The 23,105-nt window shown below is 72.6% G+C and carries 22 protein-coding genes, 1 pseudogene and 1 riboswitch; of the genes and pseudogenes, 14 read left to right on the forward strand and 9 right to left on the reverse strand.

Annotation, left to right across the window (positions count from 1 at the left end):
• From sufC to GGG17_RS17270, 5 genes are all read left to right on the forward strand, one after another.
• Positions 1-792, forward strand: coding sequence for a Fe-S cluster assembly ATPase SufC (gene sufC, locus GGG17_RS13505; protein WP_154594185.1), 792 nt, complete (start codon positions 1-3; stop codon positions 790-792).
• Positions 792-2,117, forward strand: a complete 1,326-nt coding sequence (locus tag GGG17_RS13510; RefSeq protein ID WP_154594186.1) for a cysteine desulfurase — start codon at positions 792-794, stop codon at positions 2,115-2,117. The genes sufC and GGG17_RS13510 overlap by 1 nt, the downstream gene beginning before the upstream one ends.
• Entirely contained in the window at positions 2,117-2,599 is a 483-nt protein-coding gene (gene sufU / locus GGG17_RS13515; RefSeq protein ID WP_154594187.1) for a Fe-S cluster assembly sulfur transfer protein SufU, read from the forward strand. The genes GGG17_RS13510 and sufU overlap by 1 nt, the downstream gene beginning before the upstream one ends.
• Positions 2,600-2,601: 2 nt before the next feature.
• Complete coding sequence (locus GGG17_RS13520; RefSeq protein ID WP_154594188.1) at positions 2,602-2,934, forward strand: metal-sulfur cluster assembly factor; 333 nt, start codon at positions 2,602-2,604, stop codon at positions 2,932-2,934.
• Positions 2,935-3,105: 171 nt separating this feature from the next.
• Positions 3,106-4,380, forward strand: coding sequence for an acVLRF1 family peptidyl-tRNA hydrolase (locus GGG17_RS17270; protein WP_311966692.1), 1,275 nt, complete (start codon positions 3,106-3,108; stop codon positions 4,378-4,380).
• A gap of 192 nt (positions 4,381-4,572) precedes the next feature.
• Here GGG17_RS17270 and ribH read toward each other — a convergent pair whose 3' ends face one another.
• From ribH to GGG17_RS13550, 4 genes and pseudogenes are all read right to left on the reverse strand, one after another.
• Complete coding sequence (ribH, locus tag GGG17_RS13535; RefSeq protein WP_154594189.1) at positions 4,573-5,064, reverse strand: 6,7-dimethyl-8-ribityllumazine synthase; 492 nt, start codon at positions 5,062-5,064, stop codon at positions 4,573-4,575.
• A gap of 40 nt (positions 5,065-5,104) precedes the next feature.
• Positions 5,105-5,710 (reverse strand): annotated as a pseudogene (ribB, locus tag GGG17_RS13540) (3,4-dihydroxy-2-butanone-4-phosphate synthase); the annotation flags it as partial.
• On the reverse strand, positions 5,710-6,843 hold the full coding sequence (gene ribD / locus GGG17_RS13545; RefSeq protein WP_230082958.1) for a bifunctional diaminohydroxyphosphoribosylaminopyrimidine deaminase/5-amino-6-(5-phosphoribosylamino)uracil reductase RibD: 1,134 nt from the start codon (positions 6,841-6,843) through the stop codon (positions 5,710-5,712). The pseudogene ribB and the gene ribD, both read right to left, overlap by 1 nt.
• 127 nt (positions 6,844-6,970) lie before the next feature.
• Positions 6,971-7,103, reverse strand: a riboswitch (FMN riboswitch).
• 252 nt (positions 7,104-7,355) lie between these two features.
• Positions 7,356-7,973 carry an HAD family hydrolase gene (locus tag GGG17_RS13550; protein ID WP_154594191.1) on the reverse strand — a complete coding sequence of 206 codons (618 nt, stop codon included), beginning with the start codon at positions 7,971-7,973 and terminating at the stop codon, positions 7,356-7,358.
• Between the two features lie 35 nt (positions 7,974-8,008).
• Here GGG17_RS13550 and GGG17_RS13555 point away from each other — a divergent pair, with 35 nt between their 5' ends.
• Complete coding sequence (locus tag GGG17_RS13555) at positions 8,009-9,706, forward strand: alpha-glucosidase (RefSeq protein WP_154594192.1); 1,698 nt, start codon at positions 8,009-8,011, stop codon at positions 9,704-9,706.
• An 80-nt stretch (positions 9,707-9,786) separates the two neighbouring features.
• On the opposite strand, the gene ypfJ is transcribed toward GGG17_RS13555, so the two are convergent.
• Positions 9,787-10,713 (reverse strand): KPN_02809 family neutral zinc metallopeptidase, encoded by a 927-nt coding sequence (gene ypfJ / locus GGG17_RS13560; protein ID WP_154594193.1) that lies wholly within the window; start codon positions 10,711-10,713, stop codon positions 9,787-9,789.
• Positions 10,714-10,888: 175 nt separating this feature from the next.
• Here ypfJ and GGG17_RS13565 point away from each other — a divergent pair, with 175 nt between their 5' ends.
• From GGG17_RS13565 to GGG17_RS13580, 4 genes are all read left to right on the forward strand, one after another.
• Positions 10,889-12,487 (forward strand): ABC-F family ATP-binding cassette domain-containing protein, encoded by a 1,599-nt coding sequence (locus GGG17_RS13565; RefSeq protein WP_311966693.1) that lies wholly within the window; start codon positions 10,889-10,891, stop codon positions 12,485-12,487.
• A 75-nt stretch (positions 12,488-12,562) separates the two neighbouring features.
• Positions 12,563-13,621: an NYN domain-containing protein gene (locus GGG17_RS13570; protein ID WP_154594194.1), complete on the forward strand. Its 1,059-nt coding sequence runs from the start codon at positions 12,563-12,565 to the stop codon at positions 13,619-13,621.
• Between the two features lie 26 nt (positions 13,622-13,647).
• Positions 13,648-14,427 carry an enoyl-CoA hydratase/isomerase family protein gene (locus tag GGG17_RS13575; protein WP_154594195.1) on the forward strand — a complete coding sequence of 260 codons (780 nt, stop codon included), beginning with the start codon at positions 13,648-13,650 and terminating at the stop codon, positions 14,425-14,427.
• Positions 14,428-14,445: 18 nt separating this feature from the next.
• The gene (locus GGG17_RS13580) at positions 14,446-16,314 is read left to right on the forward strand and encodes an ABC transporter ATP-binding protein (protein WP_230082959.1); all 1,869 of its coding nucleotides are present in this window, start codon (positions 14,446-14,448) and stop codon (positions 16,312-16,314) included.
• Here GGG17_RS13580 and GGG17_RS13585 read toward each other — a convergent pair.
• Positions 16,290-16,436: a hypothetical protein gene (locus tag GGG17_RS13585; protein WP_154594196.1), complete on the reverse strand. Its 147-nt coding sequence runs from the start codon at positions 16,434-16,436 to the stop codon at positions 16,290-16,292. The genes GGG17_RS13580 and GGG17_RS13585 overlap by 25 nt on opposite strands.
• Positions 16,433-17,305 (reverse strand): SURF1 family cytochrome oxidase biogenesis protein, encoded by an 873-nt coding sequence (locus tag GGG17_RS13590; RefSeq protein ID WP_154594197.1) that lies wholly within the window; start codon positions 17,303-17,305, stop codon positions 16,433-16,435. The genes GGG17_RS13585 and GGG17_RS13590 overlap by 4 nt, the downstream gene beginning before the upstream one ends.
• A 56-nt stretch (positions 17,306-17,361) precedes the next feature.
• Here GGG17_RS13590 and moaA point away from each other — a divergent pair, with 56 nt between their 5' ends.
• Positions 17,362-18,399 (forward strand): GTP 3',8-cyclase MoaA, encoded by a 1,038-nt coding sequence (gene moaA, locus GGG17_RS13595; RefSeq protein WP_154594198.1) that lies wholly within the window; start codon positions 17,362-17,364, stop codon positions 18,397-18,399.
• Between the two features lie 18 nt (positions 18,400-18,417).
• On the opposite strand, the gene GGG17_RS13600 is transcribed toward moaA, so the two are convergent.
• Together GGG17_RS13600 and GGG17_RS16680 are read right to left on the reverse strand one after the other, a co-directional pair.
• On the reverse strand, positions 18,418-18,609 hold the full coding sequence (locus tag GGG17_RS13600; protein WP_154594199.1) for an acetone carboxylase: 192 nt from the start codon (positions 18,607-18,609) through the stop codon (positions 18,418-18,420).
• Positions 18,606-18,992, reverse strand: coding sequence for a DUF3099 domain-containing protein (locus GGG17_RS16680; RefSeq protein ID WP_311966694.1), 387 nt, complete (start codon positions 18,990-18,992; stop codon positions 18,606-18,608). Before GGG17_RS16680 ends, GGG17_RS13600 begins: the two co-directional genes overlap by 4 nt.
• A 166-nt stretch (positions 18,993-19,158) precedes the next feature.
• On the opposite strand from GGG17_RS16680, the gene fabG reads away from it, so the two are divergent.
• The 3 genes from fabG (at position 19,159) to GGG17_RS13620 (ending at position 23,081) form a co-directional block, all read left to right on the forward strand.
• Complete coding sequence (gene fabG, locus GGG17_RS13610; RefSeq protein WP_154594200.1) at positions 19,159-19,884, forward strand: 3-oxoacyl-ACP reductase FabG; 726 nt, start codon at positions 19,159-19,161, stop codon at positions 19,882-19,884.
• 66 nt (positions 19,885-19,950) lie between these two features.
• Entirely contained in the window at positions 19,951-20,712 is a 762-nt protein-coding gene (gene fabI, locus GGG17_RS13615; RefSeq protein ID WP_154594201.1) for an enoyl-ACP reductase FabI, read from the forward strand.
• 137 nt (positions 20,713-20,849) lie between these two features.
• The gene (locus GGG17_RS13620; protein ID WP_195849236.1) at positions 20,850-23,081 is read left to right on the forward strand and encodes a tetratricopeptide repeat protein; all 2,232 of its coding nucleotides are present in this window, start codon (positions 20,850-20,852) and stop codon (positions 23,079-23,081) included.
• Positions 23,082-23,105: the final 24 nt, after the last annotated feature.

The following is a 23,105-nucleotide window of genomic DNA, read 5'->3' on the forward strand; positions in this document are numbered from 1 at the left end:
ATGGCCACTCTGCAGATCACCGACCTGCACGTCTCGGTCGACACCGAGCAGGGCTCCAAGGAGATCCTCAAGGGCGTCGACCTCACGGTCCGCTCGGGGGAGACGCACGCGATCATGGGACCCAACGGGTCCGGCAAGTCCACCCTCGCCTACGCGATCGCCGGCCACCCCAAGTACACCGTCACGAGCGGCTCGGTCACCCTGGACGGCGAGGACGTCCTCGCGATGAGCGTCGACGAGCGGGCCCGCGCCGGCCTCTTCCTCGCGATGCAGTACCCCGTCGAGGTGCCCGGCGTCACGGTCTCCAACTTCCTGCGCACCGCCAAGACCGCGGTCGCCGGCGAGGCCCCCAAGCTGCGCACCTGGATCAAGGACGTCAAGAACGCCATGGCCGACCTCAAGATGGACCCGGCGTTCGCCGAGCGCAACGTCAACGAGGGCTTCTCCGGCGGAGAGAAGAAGCGCCACGAGATCCTCCAGATGGAGCTGCTCAAGCCGTCCTTCGCGGTCCTCGACGAGACCGACTCCGGCCTCGACGTCGACGCGCTCAAGATCGTCTCGGAGGGCGTCAACCGGGTGCGCTCCGGCGGTGACATGGGCGTCCTGCTCATCACGCACTACACGCGCATCCTGCGCTACATCCAGCCCGACTTCGTCCACGTCTTCGTCGACGGCAAGGTCGTCGAGGAGGGTGGCCCCGAGCTCGCCGACCGGCTCGAGGACGAGGGCTACGACCGTTTCGTCAACGCCCCGGCGCCGGCGGTCGCGCCCGCCGGGGCCGCGCAGGTCTGATGAGCACGCCCTTCACCCCGCAGGAGTCGGCCCGCATCCGGGCCGACTTCCCGATCCTCGCGCGCACCGTGCGCGGCGGCAACCCGCTCGTCTACCTCGACAGCGGAGCCACCTCGCACAAGCCGTCGCCGGTGGTCGAGGCGGAGCGGCGCTACTACGAGACGGTCAACGCCGGCGCCCACCGCGGCGCGCACCTGCTCTCGGAGGAGGCGACCGACGCCTACGAGGGCGCCCGCGCCACCGTCGCGCGATTCGTCGGGGCGCCGACGCCGGACGAGATCGTCTTCACCAAGAACGCCACCGAGTCGCTCAACCTGGTGGCCTACGCCTTCAGCAACGCCGGCTTCGACGGCGCCATGGACGGCGTGGATCCCGCTGTGGCGCAGCGGTTCTCGATAGGTCCCGGTGACGAGATCTGCATCACCGAGATGGAGCACCACGCCAACCTGGTGCCCTGGCAGGAGCTCGCCCGCCGCACCGGAGCCACCCTGCGCTGGCTCGGCGTGACCGACGACGGGCGGCTGGACCTCGGCGACCTCGACGAGGTCGTCAACGAGCGCACCAAGGTCCTGGCGTTCACCCACGTGTCCAACGTGCTCGGCACCATCAACCCGGTGCAGATCCTCGTCGCCCGCGCCCGGGAGGTCGGCGCCCTCACCGTCCTGGACGCGTGCCAGAGCGTCCCGCATCTCGGGGTCGACGTCCAGGAGCTCGGGGTCGACTTCGCGGCCTTCAGCGGACACAAGATGCTCGGCCCCACCGGGGTCGGGGTTCTGTGGGGGCGCAGGGAGCTGCTCGCCGCGATGCCGCCGTTCATCACCGGAGGCTCGATGATCGCCGTGGTGCGCATGGAGCAGACCACGTACGCCGCTCCGCCGCTGCGGTTCGAGGCCGGCTCGATGAACGTCGCGCAGGCGGTCGGTCTGGCCGCGGCGTGCGACTACCTCCACCAGCTCGGCCTGGACCGCGTCCACGCCCACGAGTCGATGCTGGCCGAGCGGCTCCTCGCCGGTCTGGCGCGGCGTCCGTGGGTGCGGGTCGTCGGCCCGACCACCATGGAGGACCGCGGCTCGTCGGTGGCCTTCGTCGTCGAGGGGGCGCACGCCCACGACGTCGGGCAGGTCCTGGACGACCAGGGCGTCGAGGTGCGCGTCGGGCACCACTGCGCGTGGCCGCTGCACCGGCGGATGCGCGTGGCGGCGACCACGCGGGCGAGCTTCGCGCCGTACAACACCGCGGAGGAGGTCGACGCCCTGCTCGCGGCCCTCGACAAGGTCCCCGCGATCTTCGGGCTGGACGTCGCGCAGGAGCAGGAGGCGAGCTGATGGACCTCTATCAGGAGCTCATCCTCGACCACTCCAAGCGACCCCGGCACCCCGGGCTGCGCGAGCCCTACGAGGCCGAGGTGCACCACGTCAACCCGACGTGCGGCGACGAGGTGACGCTGCGCGTCCACGTCGACCACGCCGACGGCGCGCCGGCCCAGATCACCCTCCAGGACGTGTCCTACGATGCGCTCGGGTGCTCGATCTCGATGGCCAGCACCTCGGTGCTCGCCGAGGAGTGCATCGGTCGCCCGCTGTCGGAGGTGTTCGAGACCTACGGCGCCATGCGGCACATGCTGACCAGCAAGGGCGCCGACCCGGGCGACGAGGAGGTCCTCGGCGACGGGGTGGCCTTCGCCGGCGTCGCGCAGTACCCCGCCCGCGTCAAGTGCGCCCTCCTCGGATGGACCGCCATGGTCGACGCCCTCGCCCAGGCCGGCGTCGACATCTCCAGCACCAGCCAGACCAGCAAGGAGTCCTGAACATGAGCGACCAGACCAGCACCATGCCCCCCAACGTCGCGGACGTCGAGGAGGCCATGCGCGACGTCGTCGACCCCGAGCTCGGCATCAACGTCGTCGACCTCGGCCTCGTCTACGGCATCACCGTCGACCAGCAGGCGGGCGCGATCATCGACATGACGCTGACCTCCGCGGCATGCCCGCTGACCGACGTCATCGAGGACCAGACGGCCCAGGCCCTCGAGGGCCTGGTCGCCGACCACCGCATCAACTGGGTGTGGATGCCGCCGTGGGGCCCCGACAAGATCACCCCGGACGGTCGCGAGCAGCTGCGCGCGCTCGGCTTCAACGTCTGAGACCACCCGCGAGGCCCCCTCGCCCCACGCCGAGCGTGGGGCGAGGGGGCCTCGTGCGCTTCAATGGGCCCTATGACGACGCCCCCCGCCGACCGCGAGGTCCTCACCGACGCCTGGATCGACTTCCCCTGGTCGGTCGAGCCCTCCGTCACCAGGGCCTGAGCCGGGCTCGTGGCCCCCGGCTGCGCCCCCGGGCGTGTCCTCGACGTCGACCCCGACCGACTGACGGCCTGGGTCGGGGGCTTCCTCGACCGCCACGGCCCGGCGCGGTGGAGCCACGACGGCGCGACGGTCATCGTGCGGGCCGGCGACGGGGCGGTGGCCCGCCTGGACGCCCTCGACCCGGCGGGCAGCGAGCGCGTCTCGTCCCTGCGCACCCTGGTCGGGTGGCCGGGTCCGCCACCGCGGCTCGCCCTGGTCCTCGTGCGCCGGGGCCGGTATGCCGTGGGGCTCGCCGACGGCGAGGGCCTGCTGGCGCACACGGCGGGGAGCCGCTACGTGCAGTCCCGCACGGCGGCGGGCGGGTGGTCGCAGCAGCGCTACCAGCGGCGGCGCGGCAACCAGGCGGACGCGCTGGTGCGCCACGTGGCGGACGAGATCGTGCGCCTCGCGGAGCCCCTCGGACCCGGCTGGGCCCGCGCGGTCGTCCTCGGCGGAGACCGCGGGCTGGCCGAGCAGGTGCTGCACGACCCGCGCCTCGCCACCTGGCGGGGACTGCCGAGGCAGGGGGCGTTCGGCATACCGGACCCGACGCACGCGATCCTGCGCGCGGAGCTGAGGCGGGCGCGCGGGGTGCGCGTCACCGTCGTGGAGCCGAGCGGCAGGGCCCCGTCCGGCGGTGGCATGGTGGAGGGCATGACCGGAGAGACGATGTCCCATGCCCGTGAGCTGATCCCCGCCGCCGCGGCCGCGGTGACCGACCTCGTGGAGCGGATTCCCGCCGACGCGTGGGACCGCCAGAGCCCCTGCGAGGACTGGACCGTCCGCGACGTCCTGGGCCACCTGACCAGCGAGCACCTGTGGGCGCCACGGCTGCTCGGGGGCGAGACGGTGGAGCAGGTCGGCGACGCCTACGACGGCGACCTGCTCGGCGACGACCCTGCGGAGGCCTGGCGGACGGCGCAGACGCGCTCGGTGCTGGCCTTCGGCGCGGTCGAGGACGACGACCAGGAGGTGTCGGTGAGCTCGGGCTCGATCCCCGTGCAGGAGTATGCCTCCCAGATGCTCGTCGACCTCACGGTGCACGCCTGGGACCTCGCCCGCGGCGCCGGGGTCGACGTCACGCTGGTGCCCGCGGCCGTGGACGAGTGCCTCGCCTACGCCAACCGCACGACCTCGGGCGGGGGCGTCGAGGGGACCTTCGACGCGCCGGTGTCCACGAGCTCGCGCGACCGCACCGACCAGCTCGTGGCGCTGCTCGGGCGCGACCCCGGCTGGCGCGGCTGAGGACGGCGGCGTCCTGGCCGAGATCGTCTGGGTGACCGCGTTCGTCGACGTGCCGGCGAGCCGGATGACCATGGCGGCCGACTCCTGGTGCGCCGTGACGGGCACGAGTCGTGGCACGTGATGCGGGACCCCGCGGGCCTGACCTGCTGCCTCACCCGCCGGGACCCCGTCACGGGCCGGGGCCAGGGGCGGCTAGGTGAGCGGGCGGCGACCCCGCGGAGAGAGCTCGCGCAGCGTGGAGGCGGTCGCGACGGCCGCGGTCGCCGCCTCGTGGCCCTTGTCCTCGCGCGACCCGGGCAGCCCCGCGCGGTCGATCGCCTGGGCGTCGTCGTCGCAGGTCAGCAGCCCGAACCCGATGGGGATGCCGCTCGTCACGGCGACCCGCGTGAGGCCATCGGTCGCCGCGCTGCACACGTAGTCGAAGTGTGGCGTGCCCCCGCGGACCACGACGCCGAGGGCGACCAGGGCGTCATACGAGGGTGCCAGGCGCGCGCAGGCCACCGGCAGCTCGAAGGAGCCCGGGACCCGGACGAGATCCACGTCGGTGACGCCGGCCTCCTCCAGGGCTCGGCGGGCGCCGTCGAGCAGACCGTCCATGACCGTGTCGTGCCAGGACGACGCGACGATCGCGACGCGCAGCCCGGCGCCGTCGACGGTGAGCGAGGGGGAGCCGTGGCCGGCCATGTCATGCCTCCTGGGCGAGCTGGTGGGTGGGGGAGGTCGCTCGGCGCAGGTGCCGGACCAGCGCGGCGATGGTGACGACCGGCAGGTCGTGCGCGGCACCGAGGGCGACGACGTCGGGGGTCCGCATCATCTCGCCGGTGTCGTGGACGAGCTCGGCGATGGCACCGACGGGGGACAGACCGGCGAGCCGGCACAGGTCGACGGCGGCCTCGGTGTGCCCCGGTCGCGCGAGGACGCCACCGTCACGCGCGCGCAGCGGCACGACGTGGCCGGGCCGGATCAGGTCGGTGGGCAGCGAGCCGGGGTCGGCCAGCGTGCGCACGGTGGCGGCGCGGTCGGCGGCGCTGATGCCGGTGGTGACCCCCGCCGCGGCGTCGACCGTCACGGTGTAGGCCGTCCGCAGGCTGTCCTCGTTGCGCTCCACCATGAGCGGCAGCTCGAGCCGGTCGGCCCAGTCGTCGGGCATCGGCGCGCAGACGTAGCCGGACGTGTGCCGGATCGTCCACGCCAGCCACTCGATGGTCAGGGTCTGCGCGGCGAGGACGACGTCGCCCTCGTTCTCCCGGTCGACGTCGTCGAGGACCAGGACCGGACGTCCCCCGCGCAGCGCCCGCAGGGCGTCCTGGATGGGTGACTCGACGAACATCACTGTCCTCCTGGGTGATCGAGGTGATCGAGGTGATCGAGGTGATCACGGTGGTCGAGGTGATCGACGGGCTCGAGGGTGATGCGGACGTCTCCGTCGAGGACGGCCACGTCGGTGGTCGCGAGCCGGTGGGCGTCCGCGATGGTGGCGACCCCGAGGTCACCCACGGCGGCCGCGCCCGAGCCGAGCAGCGCGGGTGCGACATACGCCACCACGCGGTCGACCACACCGGCGCGCAGCCAGGCCGCCGCCGTGGTGGGTCCGCCCTCGAGCCACACGTGACGCACGTCGAGCTCGTGCAGGGTCGCGAGGACCAGGTGCGGGTCGCGCTCGCGGACGAGCAGGCTCGAGGCGCCGTCGTCGAGCACGCGGGCGGTGGGCGGTATGTCGCGCCGGCCCACCACCACGCGCAGGGGCTGACGCTCGTGGTGGGACCCGTCGGCGTCGCGCACCGTCAGGCGCGGGTCGTCGGCGAGGACGGTGCCGGTGCCGACCACGATCGCCCCGGCGGTGGCGCGCAGCCGGTGCACGTCGGCGCGGGCCGCGGGGCCGGTGATCCACTGGCTGCTGCCGTCGCGCGCCGCCGAACGGCCGTCGATGGTGGCGGCGAGCTTCCAGGTCACGAAGGGCCGCCCGTGGGTCATCGCGTGCGCGAACGCCTCGACCAGCGCGTCCGCCCCCTCGACCGGCACCAGGTCGCACCGGATGCCGGCCGACCGCAGCGTCTGCGCGCCCCCGACGGCCACGGGGTTGGGGTCCGGCAGGGCGTAGGCGACGCGCCGGATCCCCGCCCCGACCAGGGCCTCGGCGCACGGACCGGTCCTGCCGGTGTGGTTGCACGGCTCCAGCGACACGTAGGCCGTGCCCCCGCGCGTGTCGTGCCCCGCCGCACGCGCCTCGGCGAGAGCGACGAGCTCGGCGTGCGGGGTGCCGGCGCCGCGGTGCCAGCCCTCGCCGATCACCTCGCCGTCACCGCCCAGCAGGACGCAGCCCACCCGCGGGTTGGGGTCGGCTGCGGGGCCGTTGGCGGCCAGCGCCACGGCTCGGCGCATCAGCACGAGGTCCCGCTCGGCGTCGTCGTGGTGACGCGTCTGCGGATCGCCCCGGTCGTCGGCGGCGGTCTGGCCGCTCATCTCGTCCCTCTCGCTCGCTGCTGGTGCGCGCGCTCCGGGGGATGACGCTGACGGGCGACCACGGCGGCCCGCCGGCATACGGCCTGCCGCAGGATGCCCTGCGTCGAGGCACCCTCGCGGGGCACCTCTCGTGCTGCCTCCCATCCGGACTTTCACCGTCGGTCCTGGAGTTCCACCAGGTCAACCGCCCACCTCTGGGAGGTGGTCGGGTCGCGGACTGTCACCGCCGGCTCGGAATTGCACCGACCCCGGAGCACGTGCCCCAAGTCTGCCACAGGCACCCATGAGGACCTGGGTCACCGCAGGTGCGAGGGTGTCGGTGCCGGTGCCGCGGAGGTCCTCGGTGCGCCCGGCGGGCAGCACCTCATGGCGGGCTGGCACCGCGCTGACCTGTCGCCGGTCTCGTCCGGCGGCGTCGCCGCGGGAGTTCCTGGGGGCCGAGCTGAGCGCGCTGACCAGTCGGTCGAGTCGGTCCAGACGGTCGGGCTGACCGGGCAGACCGGGCAGACCGGTCACTCCAGCAGCCGCCCGATCGTGGTCGGCAGGTCGGCGAGCGAGGCGATCACTGCGCCGGCCCCGGCCTCTCGCAGCGCCCGCGTGTCGTGCGCTCCCGACACGACGGCGATGCCGGTCGCGCCGGCGAGGGACGCGGCGTGCATGTCAGCCACGTGGTCACCGACGTAGAACGCCGCGTCCTCCTCGCGCAGCGGGATCGCCTTCTGCTCACCGAAGTGGTCTCCGTAGTACGCGTCCACGAGGTCACCCAGGCCGGCGTCGACCAGGGCCACGTCGACGACGGGGTGGTGCTTCGCGGACACGACGACGACCCGGAAGGCGTTGTCGCGCAGCCACTCCAGCGCCTCGCGTGCGCCGGGCATGGGCCCCGCCTCGCCCGGCCGCTCCTCGTCGTACGCGCGCCGGTAGAACGGCACGAACTCGGCGGGGTCGGTCCCGGGTGCCACGCGCTGCAGGATCTCCTCCAGCGGGTAGCCGAACCACGGCGTGAACGCAGCGGCCTGGACGTCGGGGATCCGCATGGCGCGGAAGGCCGATCGGAAGGACTCCACGATGCGTTCGGTGGAGTCCACAAGGGTCTGGTCGAGGTCGAAGCCGACGGTGCGGGTCGTCATACGCTGATCCTCTCTCACCGGCCGACGGAGGACGCATGCTGCAGACCGACCTGCCCCGTGACTGGTGGAAGTCCGTCGTCGTCTACCAGATCTATCCGCGGTCCTTCCAGGACAGCGACGGCGACGGCGTCGGTGACCTGCGCGGGATCATCGGTCGCCTGGACCATCTGCAGCACCTCGGCGTCGACGTGCTCTGGCTCAGCCCCGTCTACCGATCGCCGATGGACGACAACGGCTATGACATCAGCGACTACCAGGACGTCGACCCGGTGTTCGGGACGCTCGCGGACCTGGACGAGCTCATCGCGGCGGCGCACGAGCGCGGCATACGGCTGGTGATGGACCTGGTGGTCAACCACACGAGCGACGAGCACGCGTGGTTCGTCGAGAGTCGCGCATCCCTCGACAGCGACAAGCGCGACTGGTACCTCTGGCGCGACGAGCCCAACAACTGGGAGTCCTTCTTCTCCGGGTCGGCCTGGGAGCTGGACGAGGCGACGGGGCAGTACTACCTGCACCTGTTCAGCCGCAAGCAGCCCGACCTCAACTGGGAGAACCCGCAGGTCCGCCAGGCGGTGCACGCGATGATGCGCTGGTGGCTGGACCGCGGGGTCGACGGCTTCCGGATGGACGTCATCAACCTCATCAGCAAGACCCCCGGCCTCCCCGACGGCGAGCAGGCACCCGGCGCGGCCTTCGGCAACGGCTTCCCCCTCGTCGCGTGCGGCCCTCGCCTGGAGGAGTTCCTGCAGGAGATGCACCGTGAGGTGTTCGCCGACCATCCGCACGCCTATCTGACCGTGGGGGAGATGCCGGGCGTGACGGTTGAGCAGGCCCGGCGCTACACCGACCCCGCCAACGGGGAGGTCGACATGGTCTTCCAGTTCGAGCACGTGGACCTCGACGGCGGGCCGGGCGGCAAGTTCGACGTGCAGCCCCTCGACATGCCGCGCCTGCGGGAGTCGCTCATGCGCTGGCAGGTCGGCCTCGCGGAGACCGGCTGGAACTCGCTCTACTGGGACAACCACGATCAGCCGCGCGCCGTGTCCCGCTTCGGGGACGACGACCCCGTCTGGCGGGAGCGGTCCGCCAAGACGCTGGCCACCGTCCTGCACCTGCTGCGGGGCACCCCCTACGTCTACCAGGGCGAGGAGCTCGGCATGACCAACAGCCACTTCGCCACGATCGCGGACTTCCGCGACATCGAGTCGCTCAACTACTTCGAGGCGCGCCAGCACGGCCACGCGGACCCCGAGGCGCTGCTCGAGGGGCTCCGCGACAAGGGGCGCGACAACGCCCGCACCCCCATGCAGTGGGACGACTCGCCGCACGCCGGCTTCACGACCGGCACGCCGTGGATCGAGGCCAACCCTGACCACACCGAGATCAACGCGGCGGCCCAGGTCGAGGACCCCACCTCGGTCTTCACGCACTACCAGCGCCTGATCGCCCTGCGCCACGCCGACCCGGTGGTCGCGCACGGGTCGATCCAGCCGCTGGCCATGGACCACCCCGACCTGTGGGCCTACTCGCGGTCGTATGACGGCGCGCAGCTGCTCGTCCTGTCCTCCTTCACGCGCGCGCCGCTCCCGGTGCCGGACGAGCTGCTCGAGGGCTGGGGCGACGCCGAGGCCGTCCTGACGACCAGCGACGAGGCCCTCGTCCGAAGTCCCGACGGAGCCGCCACCCTGGCCGGGTGGGAGTCCGTGGTCCTGCGCCGCGTGGTGCGCTGAGGACGCCCCGAAGGCCCCGACCCCGGAAGGGGGCGGGGCCTTCGGCATACGGCGTGGCGACCCTGGGAGGGTCGGCCGGGTCACTCCACCCGGTCGACCGCGAAGGTGTTGCAGGCCTGCAGGCTGCCCTTGGTGTAGCCGGTGATGAACCAGCGCTGACGGGCCTCGGAGGACCCGTGGGTCCAGGACTCGGGGTTGACCTGGCCGGAGCCCATCTTGGACTGGATGTTGTCGTCACCGACGGACTTGGCCGCGGACAGAGCCGAGTTGATGTCCTGCTGGGTCAGCGGCTCGAGGAAGGGCTGGCCGGACTTGTCGGGGACGGTCGAGGCGTCCTTGGCCCACATGCCGGCGAGGCAGTCGGCCATGAGCTCGACCCGGACGCCGCCGGACTGCGGGCCCTGCGGGTCCTGCTGGGCCCGCTGGAGCAGGCCGAGCTGGTTCTGGATGTGGTGGCCGTACTCGTGGGCCACGACGTACTCCTGCGCCAGGGCGCCGCTGTCGGCGCCGAAGTCGCGGGTGAGGGTGTTGAAGAACGAGGCGTCGATGTAGACCTTGCGGTCCGACGGGCAGTAGAAGGGCCCGACCTGGTTGGAGGCCGTGCCGCAGGCGGACTGGGTGCGACCGGTGTAGAGACTCATGTTGGCGGTCGTGTAGTTGCGGCCGGCCTGCTCGGGGAGGGTCTTCTTCCAGTACGCCTCGACGGAGTTCTTGGTGCCGATCACGCGGCACTGCACGTCGTTGTTGGCGTCGGCGCCGGTCTTGCACTTGGCGAAGGCGTCCTCGCTGCCCGACCGCTGGGTCTGCTGCGGGCCGGGCTGCATACCCATCGAGCCGGGGTCGATGTTGCCGCCACCGCACATGTTGAGCAGCAGCACGACGACCAGGCCGAGCAGGCCGAGGCCTCCGCCACCGCCGATGATCATGCCACCCGGGCTCATGCCCCCGCCGCCGCTGCCCGAGTCGACGCCGGAGGTGTCGAGCTGGGATCCCTCGTTGAAGCTCATCCTTGCTCCTGACTCGTGATCGTCCGCCGCCCTGACGTGGGGGATCGCGTGGGGGGCGGGCCGAAACCTGCCCGTAGACTAACCCGGTTGCCCCGCCGAGACGGGGCGATCCGGGGCGGCCCACCGCCGACCGGATACCCGCCGCCGCACCATCTATCCCGAGGGGCCCTGCCACGTGATCGCCGCGACCGACATCGAGCTGCGGGCCGGGGCTCGCATCCTCATCGAGAGCGCCTCGTTCCGCGTGGGTGCCGGCGACCGGATCGGTCTGGTCGGGCGCAACGGCGCCGGCAAGACCACGCTCACCAAGGTGCTGGCGGGGGAGGGGCAGCCCGCCGGTGGCTCGGTGACCCGGTCCGGCACGGTCGGCTACCTGCCGCAGGACCCCCGCACCGGCGACCTCACCGTGCTGGCCCGCGACCGCATCCTGTCCGCGCGCGGTCTCGACGTGATCGTGCGCAAGCTGCGCGAGACCGAGGGGGCGATGGCCAGCGCAGACGTCGAGACCCACGAGGCGGCGATGGAGCGCTACCCCAAGCTGCAGGCCCGCTTCGAGGCTGCCGGGGGGTATGCCGCGGAGTCCGAGGCCGCCACCATCGCCTCGGCCCTGGGTCTGGACCAGCGCATCCTCGGCCAGCCCCTGTCGACCCTGTCCGGTGGTCAGCGACGCCGCGTGGAGCTGTCGCGGATCCTGTTCTCCGGCAACGAGACCCTGCTCCTCGACGAGCCGACCAACCACCTCGACGCCGACTCCATCGTCTGGCTGCGCGACTACCTCAAGGCCTACAAGGGCGGGCTGATCGTCATCAGCCACGACGTCGACCTGCTCGACCAGGTGGTCAACAAGGTCTTTCACCTCGACGCCAACCGCGCGGCCATCGACCAGTACTCCCTGGGCTGGAAGGCTTATCTCGCCCAGCGCGAGACCGACGAGAAGCGTCGCAAGCGCGAGCGCGCCAACGCGGAGAAGAAGGCCTCCACCCTGCTCGCCCAGGCGGCCAAGATGGGCGCCAAGGCCACCAAGGCCACCGCCGCGCACAACATGGCCCGCCGCGCCGAGCGCATGCTGAGCGGCCTGGAGGGGGAGCGGCAGCAGGACAAGGTGGCGCACCTGCGCTTCCCGGACCCGGCGCCGTGCGGCAAGACCCCTCTCATGGCCCGCGGCCTGTCGCGCAGCTATGGCTCGCTCGAGGTCTTCACCGACGTGGACCTGGCCGTCGACCGCGGCTCCAAGGTCGTCGTCCTCGGTCTCAACGGCGCCGGCAAGACAACCCTGCTGCGCATGCTCGCGGGCGTCGACGAGCCCGACACCGGCGAGGTCCTTCCCGGTCACGGGCTCAAGATCGGCTACTACGCCCAGGAGCACGAGAACCTCGACACCGCCCGCACCGTGCTGGACAACATGAAGTCCGCCGCCCCCGACCTCGGCGAGACGGACGTCCGCAAGGTCCTCGGGTCCTTCCTGTTCAGCGGCGAGGACGTGGACAAGCCCGCGGGCGTCCTCTCCGGTGGGGAGAAGACGCGCTTGTCGCTAGCGCTGCTCGTCGTGTCCAGCGCCAACGTGCTGCTGCTCGACGAGCCCACCAACAACCTCGACCCCGCCTCGCGCGAGGAGATCCTCGGTGCGCTGCGGACCTTCACGGGCGCGGTCGTCCTGGTCTCCCACGACGAGGGTGCCGTCGAGGCCCTCGAGCCGGAGCGGGTCCTCGTCCTGCCCGACGGGGTCGAGGACCTGTGGGGCCCGGAGTACCTCGAGCTCATCTCCCTGGCCTGACCTTAAGGCGGGCGGCGGCTCGCGCGGCCGGGCCGGGTCCGTGCGCTAGACAGCCCTGGCTGGGACCATCGACGTATGCGTTCCTACTGCGCCCTGTACGTCGACGTCGGCTATCTCCTGTGCTCCAGCGCCACGCGCGTCACCGGCACCTCGCTGCGGGGAGGCGTCCGGGTCGACCACCAGGCGCTCATCCAGCGGCTCCTCGCGCAGGTCGAGGCGGACAGCGGGCTGCCGCTGCTCCGCGTGAACTGGTACGACTCCGGCGGCAACGTCAACGGGGCGCCCAACACCTCGCAGCTGGCCATCGGGATGCTGCCGCGGGTCAAGCTGCGGCTCGGCCGCCTGTCCCCGGCCGGCGAGCAGAAGGGCGTCGACCTGCGGCTCGGACTGGACCTGGTGAGGCACGCCCGCAACCGCATCGTCGACGTCCTGTACCTCCTGTGCGGGGACGACGACCTGACCGAGGCCGTCGAGGAGGCCCAAGGACACGGCGCGCAGGTCATCCTCGTCGGCGTCCCGGACGCCGAGGGGCGCCCCCACGCGGTGGCCCGGCACCTGCAGCGGGAGGCCGACGGGCTGATCCTGGTCGACGCCGCAGCGATCGACGAGACCGTCCACCGGGCGCCCATGTCCGAGCCCCGCACCGCCTCCGCGACCGTCCCAGCTGCCGGACCGGCCACCGGACCTGCCTCCGGACCTGCCACCGGCCCGGTCCCCTCGCCCGCGGACCTCGCCTCGCGCCCCCGACCCGCCATACCGGCCGGCCACCCAGCGCCCGCCGCTCCCACCGCGCGTGTCCCACCCGCCGCCTTCGATCGGCCCTCGCTGGTCTACTCCTCGACCACGGGGCGCCCCTCGGAGCTGCATGGCCCCGCGCCCCTGGTCGCGACGCCGGAGCAGATCGACGAGGTGTGCCGCAGCGTCATCAGCACCTGGAGCGCGTCCGCCGACGAGGCCCAGCAGCAGGCGTTGTTCGCGGGGCGACCCACGATCCCCTCCGAGGTCGACCGTGCGCTGCTCATGGACCTGTCCGCCCGGCTGGGCGTCTACGAGATCAGCGAGTCCGACCGGCTCACGCTGCGTCACCGCTTCTGGGACGTGGCCGAGGAGCTGGTCGGCAGGCCGACGTCGTGACACCGACCCAGCGCTAGGGTCTGGGCATGACCGATCACCCCCACCTGCGCGTCACCGTCGACGACGAGCGGCAGGTCCTCACCGTCACCCTCGCCAACCCCGAGGAGCGCAACGCCCAGACGCCGTCGCTGTGGTACGCCCTGGCGGCGGTGGGGGAGGCCGTGGGCGACGACATACGGGTCGTCGTGCTGCGGGCCGAGGGGGCGAGCTTCTCCGCGGGGCTGCACCGCGGGATGCTCTCGCCGGGCGGTATGCCGGGCGAGCCGCACCTCGTGGCCCAGGCCACGAGCGCTGCCGCCGACACGGCGGAGCTGATCGCCGGGTTCCAGCGGGCGTTCCGGGTGTGGCAGGAGATGCCTCAGGTCGTCGTCGCCGCCGTGCAGGGACACGCCATCGGGGCGGGCTTCCAGCTCGCGCTGGCCGCCGACCTGCGGGTGTGCGCCGACGACGTGCAGCTCGCCATGCGCGAGACCAGCCTCGGCCTGGTGCCGGACCTCGCGGGCACGCGACCGCTGGTGGCCTGCGTCGGCTACGCTCGGGCGCTGGAGATCTGCGCCACCGGGCGGTTCGTGGGGGCGGCGGAGGCGACCGCGATCGGCCTGGCCACCGTGGCCGTGCCGCGCGCCGAGCTCGACGCCACGACCGACGACCTCGTCCAGGCCCTGCTCGACGCACCGGCCGGGGCGCTGCGCGAGCTCAAACCGCTGCTGCGCTCGGCGACCGACACCTCGGCGGACGAGCAGCTGCGGCGCGAGCGCGAGGCGCAGGTCCGGCGGCTGGCGGCGCTGGCCCGAGGCGATGGCTGACGCGACGAGGAGCATGACATGAGCGGACCCGGCATGGGCAACTGGCAGATGATGCGGTCCCTCACCAAGGACTCCTCGGTCAAGGACCGTCGCCTGGCGCCCGGCACGGCCCGCCGCGTCCTCGGCTACGCCGACCGCTACCGCGGCCAGATCGCCGTCTTCCTCGTCCTCATCCTGGTCGATGCCGCGCTGGTGGTCGCGACCCCGCTGCTGCTGGGCAAGGTCGTCGACGACGGCGTCATCCCGGGCAACCGGTCGGTCGTCGTCACGATCGCGGTGGTCCTGGCCGGTCTCGCCCTGGTCGACGCCGCGCTCGCGCTGGTGCAGCGGTGGTACTCCGCCCGCATCGGCGAGGGCCTGATCTACGACCTGCGCACCCAGGTCTTCTCGCACGTCCTGGACCAGCCGATCGCGTTCTTCACCCGGGCCCAGACCGGCGCCCTGGTGACCCGGCTCAACTCCGACGTCATCGGCGCCCAGTCGGCGTTCACCTCGATCCTGTCGACCACCGTGAGCAACCTCGTGTCGGTCGTCTTCATCGTCGCCGCCATGGCCTCGAAGTCCTGGGTCCTCACCCTCGCCTCCCTCGCTCTGCTGCCGGTCTTCATGCTGCCCGCCCGGGTGATGGGGCGTCGGCTGGCGGGGCTGCAGCACGAGTCGATGGGGCTCAACGCCGAGCTCGGGACCCGCATGACCGAGCGGTTCAACGTCGCGGGGGCCTTGCTGGTCAAGCTGTTCGGTCGCCCACGGGACGAGTCGCAGCAGTACGCCGACCGCGCCGCCAAGGTCCGCGACATCGGCATCCGGATCGCCCTCAACCGGACGTTCTTCTTCACCGGGCTGACCTTCGTGGCGGCGCTCGCGACGGCCGTGGTCTATGGCGTCGGCGGGCTGATGGCCATCGACGGGTCGCTGTCCGTCGGCGCCCTGCTCGCACTGGCGGCGCTGCTGAGCCGGCTCTACGGGCCGCTCACCGCCCTGTCCAACGTGCGGGTCGACGTGATGACGGCGCTGGTCAGCTTCGAGCGCGTCTTCGAGGTGCTGGACCTGCGGCCGCTGGTGCGCGAGGTCGAGCACCCGCGTGCGATCCCGGCCGAGGCCGTCTCGGTGGAGCTCGAGGACGTCGTCTTCGCCTACCCCTCCCCCGACGAGATCTCGCTGGAGTCCCTCGAGCAGGGCAGCGCGACGGGGGACCGCGCGGGCGGTGGTCCGGTGCTGCGAGGCGTCTCGTTCCGGGTCGAGCCGGGCCAGCTCGTCGCCCTCGTCGGGCCGAGCGGCGCAGGCAAGACCACCATCACCTCCCTGGTGGCCCGCCTCTACGACCCCACCTCGGGGAGGGTGCGCGTCGGCGGCGTCGACCTGCGGGAGGCGTCCTTCGACTCCCTGCACGAGGTCGTCGGCATGGTCACCCAGGAGGCGCACCTCTTCCACGACACCATCCGCGCCAACCTCGACTACGCCCGCCCCGGCGTCACCGACGAGGCCGTATGGCAGGCCCTGCGGGCCGCCCAGGTCGCCTCGCTCGTGGAGTCCCTGCCGGAGGGTCTGGACACCGTGGTCGGCGACCGGGGCCACCGTCTCTCCGGCGGCGAGAAGCAGCGCCTCGCCATCGCCCGGCTGCTGCTCAAGGGCCCCGGCCTGGTGATCCTCGATGAGGCGACGGCACACCTGGACAGCGAGTCCGAGGCCGCCGTCCAGCGGGCCCTCGACTCGGCCCTGCACGGCCGGACAGCGATGGTGATCGCCCACCGCCTGTCTACGGTGCGCGGCGCTGACCTGATCCTCGTGGTCGACGGCGGGCGGGTCGTCCAGCAGGGCACCCACGCCGAGCTGCTCGAGCGGGGCGGCCTCTACGCCGAGCTCTACCGCACGCAGTTCACCGACTGACGCCCGCCCTCGCGGAAGGTCGCGCCGAGCCGCCCCCGCACCGCGCCGACGTAGTCCCGTCCGACGTGGTCACGTTCGGCACCGCCCTCGGCGCCGCGCCGCTCGATGGCCTCGTCGCTCACTCGTCCTCCTCGTCCCAGATCCGGACCTTCTTGGGCCTCGGTGGTCTGGTCGCCGTGGCGCGACCGCGCCGAGCGGACGCGCCGGGCGTCCCTCCCGCCGCGACCCCCGGGCCCGCTGCCGCCGAGCCGGTCTCCTCCAGGTGCTCGCGGCGGGCGGCATACAGCACCATCGCGATCGCCACGAGGCCGAAGAGCCACCACTGCCCGAAGTAGGACACGTTGTTCCAGCCCTCGTCGCGGTCCGGGCCGCCCGGCGCGGCGAGCCCGGTGGACGGGTCGCCGGCCTTGACCGAGCCCTCGGAGCCGAGCACCAGGTAGGCGTGGTTGACCGTCCCGCCGATCTCCCGCTGCGCGACGGTGTAGTTGATGGAGGCGAGCTGCCCCTTGGCCGGTGGCCGGTCGAGGTCCTGCTCGCCCCAGCGCAGCCACCCGGTCACCGTCACCTCGCCCTTGGGCGCCGGGGGGACCGTGGGCAGGTCGGCCGCCGCGCCGCTGCCGGCCGAGATCCAGCCACGGTCCACGAGCAGCGTCGAGCCGTCCGGCAGGCGCAGCGGCCAGACGACCTCGTAGCCGCGGTCCCCGTCGCGGGGGCGGTTCCGCACGAGGAGGGGGGACGCGCCGTCATACGTGCCGGTCGTCGTCACCGACCGCCACAGGGTGGCCTCGGTGACACCGCTCGTGGGGGTCGGCAGGATGGTCCGCAGCGGCACCGGCTCCGCGGCGTAGTTGCGGTCGATCGCCCGCACCGTCGCCTGCTTGTGCTCGTAGCGACCGAGCTGCCACTGCCCGAGCCAGACGCAGGCGAGCATGAACGCGAAGGCTGCGGCCAGGGCCTTGAGCCAGCGCGGCTTGCGCAGGGTCTGGATCACTGAATACTTCCCGTGGAAATTCCGTGGCGGCACGTCGGACGCATAGTGTTGAGCCTATGACGACTCTCCCGGATCCCCGCGTGCGCCCGGCGCTCGTCGACGGATTCGGCCGGGTGGCACGGGATCTGCGCGTCTCTGTCACCGACCGGTGCAACCTGCGCTGCACCTACTGCATGCCCGCCGAGGGGCTGCCGTGGATGCCGAGGCCCGAGATGCTCACCGACGACGAGCTGGTCCAGCTGGTGCGGGTGTTCGTGGAGCTGGGGGTCACCAAGGTCCGGCTGACCGGGGGCGAGCCGCTGCTGCGCCGCTCGATCGTGGACGTGGTGCGCCGCATCGCCACCCTCGAGCCGCACCCGCAGATCGCCATGACCACCAACGGGGTCGGCCTCGCGCGCGTCGCCAAGGACCTCGCCGAGGCCGGCCTGGACCGGGTCAACGTCAGCCTCGACACGATCGACGAGCAGGTCTTTCGCGACCTCACCCGGCGCGACCGGCTGGCCGACGTCGAGGCCGGTATGACGGCCGCGGCCGCGGCGGGCCTCACGCCCGTCAAGGTCAACGCCGTCGCCATGCGGGGCATCAACGACGAGGGCGTCGCGGACGTGCTGGGCTGGTGCCTGGACCGGGGCTACGCGCTGCGGTTCATCGAGCAGATGCCGCTGGACGCCCAGCACGGCTGGGAGCGGGCGCAGATGGTGACGGCCGACGAGTTGCTGGCCCGGCTGTCCGAGCGGTTCGAGCTGCGGGCCCGACCCGAGTCGGCGCGGGGGAGCGCGCCCGCCGAGCTCTACGACGTCGTCGGCCACCAGGACCTCGAGGGCCGGCAGGCCACCGTCGGGATCATCGCCAGCGTCACGCGGCCGTTCTGCGGCGACTGCGACCGCACCCGGCTCACCGCCGACGGCCAGGTCCGCAACTGCCTCTTCTCCCGCACCGAGACCGACCTGCGGACACCGCTGCGCGACGGTGCCACCGACGACGAGCTCAAGGCCCTGATCACGGGGGAGATGTGGGTCAAGCGGCGCGGCCACGGCATCGGCGACCCCGACTTCGAGCAGCCCGACCGCCCGATGTCCGCGATCGGCGGCTGACCCACCTGCGCCGACTGGTCACTTCCCGTGCGGCTCGACCTCGCGCAGGAACCCCCGCATCGACAGGAACTGCGACAACGACGCCTTGTGCTCCTCGCAGGCCAGCCACACCTTGCGGCGGTCAGGGGTGTGCAGGGACGGGTTGTTCCAGCGCAGCTGCCAGGTCCCGTCGGCGCGGCAGCCCTTCGCCGAGCACCGGTCTCCCGTCACCCGGCACCGTCCTGCGACCGGTCCTCAGACCGGTCCTCAGACCGCACCTGCGGCCGGTCCTCGACCGAGCCCTCGATGGCGTCCTGCGACCAGGTGCCGGGCGGCAGGGCGCGCTGCTGGTGGTCCACGACCTGGATCTGGCCCTCACCGCTGCGGTCGACGGCGTTGGCCAGGACCACCGCGACATACGGCAGGAAGACCGCGCCCACGACGAACGCCCACCGCAAGGGGTGGTCGACCACGACGAACAGCACGAAGCACACGGTGCGGATCGACATCGAGATGAGGTAGCGGCGGGTGCGCTCGGCCCGGTCCTGCGCGGGGGACTTCCGCGCCGAGGTGACGGTGTGCACCGTCGAGTGGGAGGGGGAGGAGCTGGCCACCGATCAAGCCTACGCTCGTTCGCCGGACAGGCCGTCCGTGCGCCTCGACGAGCATCCCGACCGACCGCACCGACCGCCCCGACCCAGCCCCCCTTCGATGAGCGCTACCGCGCGGTAGTCCGCTAGCGTCGGCGGGAACCCGCAGGCCCCACTGGTGAGGAGCACCATGACCACCGACCGTCCCGAGCCACGCACCGTCCTGGTCACCGGAGGCAACCGCGGCATCGGCCTCGCGATCGCGCGGGCCTTCGTGGCGCAGGGCGACAAGGTGGTCGTCACGAGCCGGTCCGGCGAGGCCCCCGACGGGCTGCAGGCCGTGCAGGGCGACGTCACCAGCACCGAGTCGGTCGACGCGGCGTTCACGGCGGCCGAGGAGCTGCTGGGCGGACCGATCGAGGTCGTGGTCGCCAACGCCGGCGTCACCAAGGACACGCTGCTCATGCGCATGAGCGACGAGGACTTCGACCAGGTCGTCGACACCAACCTCGCCGGCGCCTTCCGGTGCGCCCGTCGCGCCTCCAAGGGCATGATCAGGCTCCGCCGCGGTCGCCTGATCTTCGTCTCCAGCGTGGTCGGGCTCTACGGCAGCCCGGGGCAGGCCAACTACGCCGCCTCCAAGTCCGGGCTCGTCGGCCTCGCGCGGTCCATCACGCGCGAGCTCGGCGGCCGAGGCATCACCGCCAACGTCGTCGCCCCCGGCTTCGTCGAGACCGACATGACGGCCGTGCTCCCCGAGGACACGGTCGCGGGCTACAAGAAGGCCATCCCCGCCGGCCGCCTCGGCTCCGCCGACGAGATCGCCTCCGCCGTCACCTTCCTCGCCTCGCCGGGCGCGTCCTACATCTCCGGCGCCGTGATCCCGGTCGACGGTGGCCTCGGCATGGGCCACTGAGCACCCCCGCGAGACCCGACCCCGCGAGACCCGACCCCGCATCCGTCATACGAAAGGACCTGTCCCATGGGCATGCTCGACGGCAAGAAGTTTCTCGTCACCGGCGTCCTGATGGACTCCTCCATCGCCTTCCACGTGGCGCGCATCGCGCAGCAGGAGGGCGCGGAGGTCATCCTCACCAGCTTCGGCCGCACGATGAAGATCACCCAGACGATCGCCAAGCGCCTCCCGCAGACCCCGCCGGTCATCGAGCTAGACGTGGCCGACCAGGAGCATCTCGACACGCTCGCGGAGCGGTTGGGCGAGCACACCGACCGGCTCGATGGCGTGCTGCACTCCATCGGCTTCGCGCCCCAGGGTGCCTTCAGCTTCCTCGACGCGACGTGGGAGGACGTGTCGACGGCGCTGCAGATCTCGGCCTACTCCCTCAAGTCGTTGGCCGTCGCGTGCGAGCCGCTCATGACCGACGGCGGCTCGATCGTCGGGCTCACCTTCGACGCGAAGTTCGCCTGGCCGGTCTACGACTGGATGGGCGTCGCCAAGGCTGCCTTCGAGTCGACCAACCGCTACCTCGCGCGTGACCTGGGCCCCAAGGGGATCCGCTGCAACCTGGTGGCCGCCGGCCCGATCCGCACGACCGCGGCCAAGTCGATCCCGGGCTTCGAGCAGTTCGAGCGCGTGTGGGACGACCGCGCGCCCCTCGGCTGGGACGTGAAGGACCCCGAGCCTGCGGCCAAGGCCTGCGCCGTGCTGCTGTCCGACTGGTTCCCCGCGACGACGGGCGAGATCGTCCACGTCGACGGCGGCGTCCACGCGATGGGTCAGTGACTCAGGCCGTATGACGCAGCGCCTGCCGCCTCGCGGGGAGCCCCCTCGATACGGGCGGGTGACCGTGCGTTCTACCGGTCTGCGGGCGGTCCCGGACCGTGCGGCGAGGGCCCTGGTCAGCCCCTAGGATCGGGCGCATGACTGACGCGGACGTGGCGCCCATCACGGTGACCGAGGTGCGAGTGCTGGAGGGACCCAACCTCTACTTCACGCGTCCGGCCATGAAGGTCGTGCTCGAGGTGCCCGGGATCCTCGAGCTGCGTCGCCCCCAGGCGCGCCGCCTCGCGGCACGTCTCGGCCTGCGGCAGGCCGACCCCGGCGGCGCCCACACCCTGGAGCGTCAGGCCATGGCGCTGCGCCTCGCGCGTCGCCTGGTCCGGCGGCTCGCGGCGGGCGCCGGCATACGAGGCCTGTCGACCAAGACACGGGCAGGCAACCGTCCCGAGGAGATCGTCGTCGCGTTCCCGTGGAGCCGGCGTGGCCGCGGGGTCGCGATGGCCGAGGCGCTGGGGCCGGTGCTGTCGGCCCTGCTCACCGGCGACGACGACGAGGCCCGGCAGGCCATGGACGACGCGACCCGGCAGATCGCCACCGCCCCCGCCGGCGCCCGCCCGACCACGATCACCCCCAAGATCCCCGTCGCCTCCATCACCGGCACCAACGGCAAGACCACCACCACCCGCCTCGTCGCCCACATCGCCATGACGGCGGGGCTGCAGACCGCGTGGTCGAGCACTTCGGGCGTCTACGCCCAGGGCGAGGAGGTCGAGGAGGGGGACTACTCGGGTCCCGCGGGCGCGGCCGCCGTGCTGCACCACCCCGGCGTGCAGGTCGGCATCCTCGAGACCGCGCGCGGAGGCATGCTGCTCAAGGGCATGGGCGTGACCCACAACGACGTCTCCGTGGTCACCAACGTCACAGCCGACCACCTCGGCATGCAGGGCGTCGACACGGTCGACCAGCTCTCCGAGGTCAAGGCCATCGTGACCAAGGTCACCCGGCCCGACGGGTGGGCCGTGCTCAACGGTGACGACCCCCGCGTCTGGGCGATGCGGTCGAGCACCGAGGCGCGCCCGTGGGCGTTCAGCACCGACCCGTCCTCGCCCGCGCTGCGCGAGGCCGTCGACGACGGTGGTCGGGGCATCACCGTGCTCGACGACGCCATCGCTGTCCTGGAGCGCGACGGCGAGGTGGACCGGCTGCTCCCCCTGGCCGAGGTGCCGATGACCATGGCCGGGCTGTCGCGGCACAACACCGCCAACGCGCTCGCGGCCGCCGCCACGTCCCTCGGACTCGGCCTGCCGCGCGACGCCGTCGTCGAGGGGCTGCGGACCTTCGCCCCCGACGGGGAGCACAACCCCGGCCGGCTCAACACCTACACCGTGCGGGTGGACTCCGGTGGCACCGCGACCGTCATCCTCGACATGGCGCACAACGAGGACGGCCTCCAGGCGCTGATCGAGGTCGCCCGGGGGCTCACCAGGCCCGGCGCACGCTTCCACCTCGGCGTGGGCACCGGCGGCGACCGCACCGACGAGATCCTGGAGTCCATGGGCGCGATGGCCGGGTCCAGCGCCGACGTCGTGCACGTCGTGCACAAGGACCGCTACCTGCGAGGCCGCACCCGCGAGGACCTCGAGGCGCACCTGCGGATCGGGCTGTCCCGCGTCGGCGTCGCCGAGGTCGACTCCTATCCCACCGAGCTCGACGGCCTGCAGGGCATCCTGCGGCAGACCGGCAACGGCGACGTCGTCGCCGTCATGGTGCACGCCGACTGGCCGCAGCTCAACGCCTGGCTGCTCGAGCAGGGCGCCCGCCCCGACTCCGCCACCTCCATCCGGGCCAAGGTCAAGCGCGCCCGCGGCGAGCACGAGCACGAGGAGACCCTCCGCGCCCTGCGCGCCGACGCGACGGTCTCCCTGGCCGACCGCGTGGCCACCATCGAGCAACTCCTCGCCGAGTCCCCGTCGGACGGCCGGCTGCTCTTCGAGCTCGCGGCCTATCGCAACCGCGGCGACGAGGAGGAGGCCGCCATCGAGCTGTTCCAGCGAGCGCGCGAGGCCGGGCTGGACGAGCCCTGGCGCACCCGCTCCCTGATCAGCGAGGCCTCGGCCGTGCGCCGCCAGGGGCGACCCGCCGAGGCGCTCGCGCTGCTCGAGTCCGTGGACGCGCGGCGCCAGGACAGCGGCGCGTATGTCGCCTTCCGCGCGCTCGCGCAGATCGACGCGGGGCACGCGCAGGAGGCCGTGGCCTCGTTGATCGACACGCTGCTCCGCCGTGCGGCGACGACCGACGACGACTACTACCGCGACGGCCTGCACCGCCGCGTCGAGCTCATGCGCGGGACGTCCCCCGCCGACACGGACTGAGCTCCTAGCTCACCAACGCACGCC

Source organism: Arsenicicoccus cauae (assembly GCF_009707125.1).
In the GTDB taxonomy this organism is placed as follows: Bacteria; Actinomycetota; Actinomycetes; order Actinomycetales; family Dermatophilaceae; genus Arsenicicoccus; species Arsenicicoccus cauae.